General features: G+C 36.0%; 3 protein-coding genes. All 3 read left to right on the top strand.

Annotated features, from left to right (window positions below):
* Positions 1-120 precede the first annotated feature (120 nt).
* The 3 genes from FTU91_RS16065 (at position 121) to FTU91_RS16055 (ending at position 2,417) form a co-directional block, all read left to right on the top strand.
* Positions 121-756 carry a nitroreductase family protein gene (locus tag FTU91_RS16065; RefSeq protein WP_180082834.1) on the top strand — a complete coding sequence of 212 codons (636 nt, stop codon included), beginning with the start codon at positions 121-123 and terminating at the stop codon, positions 754-756.
* Positions 757-943: 187 nt separating this feature from the next.
* Positions 944-1,537, top strand: a complete 594-nt coding sequence (locus FTU91_RS16060; RefSeq protein WP_180082833.1) for a nitroreductase family protein — start codon at positions 944-946, stop codon at positions 1,535-1,537.
* Between the two features lie 211 nt (positions 1,538-1,748).
* On the top strand, positions 1,749-2,417 hold the full coding sequence (locus FTU91_RS16055; RefSeq protein ID WP_166168456.1) for a DUF2057 family protein: 669 nt from the start codon (positions 1,749-1,751) through the stop codon (positions 2,415-2,417).
* The last annotated feature ends 365 nt before the right edge of the window (positions 2,418-2,782 follow it).

Raw genomic sequence — 2,782 nt, 5'->3', positions numbered from 1 at the left:
GAAAGTTGGGTGTATTTCTTCATTGTGTGCTTTCCAATTGCGAGTTGAAAAAGTCTAATGATTCTATGAATACACCTAACTTTTTCAACTAACTACAAATGTGTTGCACTTGGGATTTGAATCTGCGAATTTAAAAAAAGAGCTGTTGAAGAGGTGAATGAATTAACATTTGTTGATCAATTAAAAAAACGTCGCAGTATTTATGTTCTAGGAAGAAAGGTTCATTTTAGCCAGGCCTATTTGGCAGAGTTGATTCAAGAGGCTGTGCGAAGCTGTCCATCTGCATTAAATTGTCAAAGTTCTAGAATTGTGGTGTTGTTTGGTGATTCCCATAAGCAATTTTGGGAAATTGTCAAAGAAGTGCAACGTAAACTAGTCGCCGTACATGTATTCGCCGGTACAGCAATGAAAATAGATCAATGCATGGCAGGGTATGGAACGGTACTGTTCTATGAAGATCAGAACATTATTCAAAAATTGCAAAAGAAAATTCCTTTTAATGCTGATGATTTTCCAATCTGGTCAGAACAGACATCGGGTATGGCGCAATATGCAGTATGGACAGCCTTGGCTGATTCAGGCATCGGTGCCTGTTTGCAGCATTATAATCCGAGTATAGATACGGCAGTTGCGGAACATTTTCACATTAATGAATCTTGGTTGCTGCGAGCACAGCTGGTTTTTGGTTCCATTGAACAAGAGGTAGAGATTAAAAAAGAACCTCAAAATGCTGAACGATTTAGAATTCTGAATTAATCTGATCGTGATATCAATAAAGCATTTTTTATAGGTGCTTTATTGTTTTATATCGGTTGAAAATCAACTATAAAACTATTCTATAAATAAAACACAATGTCACTTTTTTAATTGCGGAATACTTCTAAAATTAACATAAGATCAATATATTCTAATTACGGTTATTAAAATTCCAAGAAGGTGAGCCATGTCATTTTTAGCCCATATGAAACAACGCCGTACTATTTATGCAATTGGTCAAAACGTTCCGATCGCAGCTGATCAAATCGAAGAGATTATTAAAGAGGTAGTACGAAATAGCCCTTCTGCTTTCAATTCACAAACTTCACGTATCGTGACTCTATATGGAGAATCACATGCGAAATTCTGGAGTATCGTACGTGAAACATTACGTAAAATTGTGCCAGAAGATTCATTTGCAAGTACTAATGCAAAAATTAACAGTTTTGCAGCCGGTTATGGCACGGTACTGTTTTTTGAAGATCAGGATGCGGTAAAATCTCTCCAAGAACAATTCCCCTTATATGCTGAGCATTTTCCAGCATGGTCAGAGCATTCGACTGGCATTGCACAGTTTGCTGTATGGGCATCATTGGCAGAACAGCATATTGGTGCTTCCTTGCAGCATTACAATCCCGTGATTGATGATGAAGTGGCAGCCACCTTCGATATCCCTGAAAACTGGAAATTACGTGCCGAATTGGTGTTTGGTTCAATTGAAGTACCAGCGGGAGAAAAAACATTTCTTGATGATAGTATCCGTTTCAAAAGATTTGACTGATCAATGTTTTACTTAAGTCAAGTTAAGAGAGTGCTGAAATGGCACTCTTTTTATTGATAAAGTGAATGATAGATAAATCAATTAAGCTGCAAAGCTTATCTCAACAAAGTCTTGAAAATACAGCTGTATTAAAAATAGCATTGTCATAAAATTGTCATTTGTTAATTGCATAGTGCAATTTATTTTTAATATTCAAAGAAGAGATAGTGGGATGAGCCTAAAATTAACTTTTGCTGCAGCTGCATTGATGGTAAGTAGTGCTGCATTTTCAGCCGTTACTATTTCAGCACCAGAAGAAATTAAAATTCTAGCGGTGAATGATCAGGAAGTTAATACGGGATTATTTCGTGCCAAGAACAATCAATACAAAGTTGATGCAGGTATTAGCAATATTAGTATGCGTTACACCCAGTATTTTGAACATTTGAATGGTGAACATGATATTGTGAAATCATCTGTGGTGACTGTCCGCACGCCCATTTTGCAAGATGGTGAAGAATATCGACTGGACCTGATCAATGCGCCAGCAAATTTTGAAGCTGCAAAAAAATATGCTGAACAACCTGTGGTGGCATTGTTTGATAAAAATAATCAGATGCTGGTGCAGCAAGTAGGTGCAAACACAGAACAAAAACCATGGTTAGGACAAGGTATATTTTCAAAAACTACAGATTTGACTCAAAAGAAAACAGCTTTGCAGAATCAGCCAGCACCTATATATACACAAGCAGCCGTGCAATCAAAAATGGTGGCAGCTACTTCTAGTGAGTCGTTAACTTCAGGAGTAACTGCTGATCAGCAACTGATTCAATTATGGCAAAAAGCAAATAAAGCAGAACGTCAGAAGTTTATGTCATGGCTAGCAGAGCATTCCAATTAATAAATCTCAATAAAACCAGCGTAAAGCTGGTTTTATTATTTTGAGAAGGACGAATAAAAATTAAAATGGTAAAAATTATCTAAAAAATGAATGTTGCAATGTGTAAAAAACACTCAAAATAGTCTTTAAATATGCTAAAAATACCTTATTGGGTTAAAAAACAAACACTCGAATGTAAAATTATAGAAAATTCTATAATAGGGGTTGTGTTGATTTAAAAACTCTATAGAATACGCTGCATCCCGACGCGATACAGCAAACGAACTTAGCTGAACAGGTTAAGTTGTTGAATGTTTATTGCGTTATATTTTCTACTGACGAGGTAGGAAATAGATCATTAAGAGATTATGAAGAACAACTTGTGT

The sequence above is a fragment of the Acinetobacter sp. YH12201 genome, assembly GCF_013418145.1.
GTDB lineage: Bacteria > Pseudomonadota > Gammaproteobacteria > Pseudomonadales > Moraxellaceae > Acinetobacter.
The sequence above is the reverse complement of the archived record's forward strand: the minus strand, read 5'-3'. Positions and strand labels throughout refer to the sequence as shown.

Bases quoted from the DNA above. Each gene is read 5' to 3' on its own strand.
- FTU91_RS16060 (WP_180082833.1), top strand. From the start codon at position 944: ATGTCATTTTTAGCCCATATGAAACAACGCCGTACTATTTATGCAATT.
- FTU91_RS16055 (WP_166168456.1), top strand. From the start codon at position 1,749: ATGAGCCTAAAATTAACTTTTGCTGCAGCTGCATTGATGGTAAGTAGT.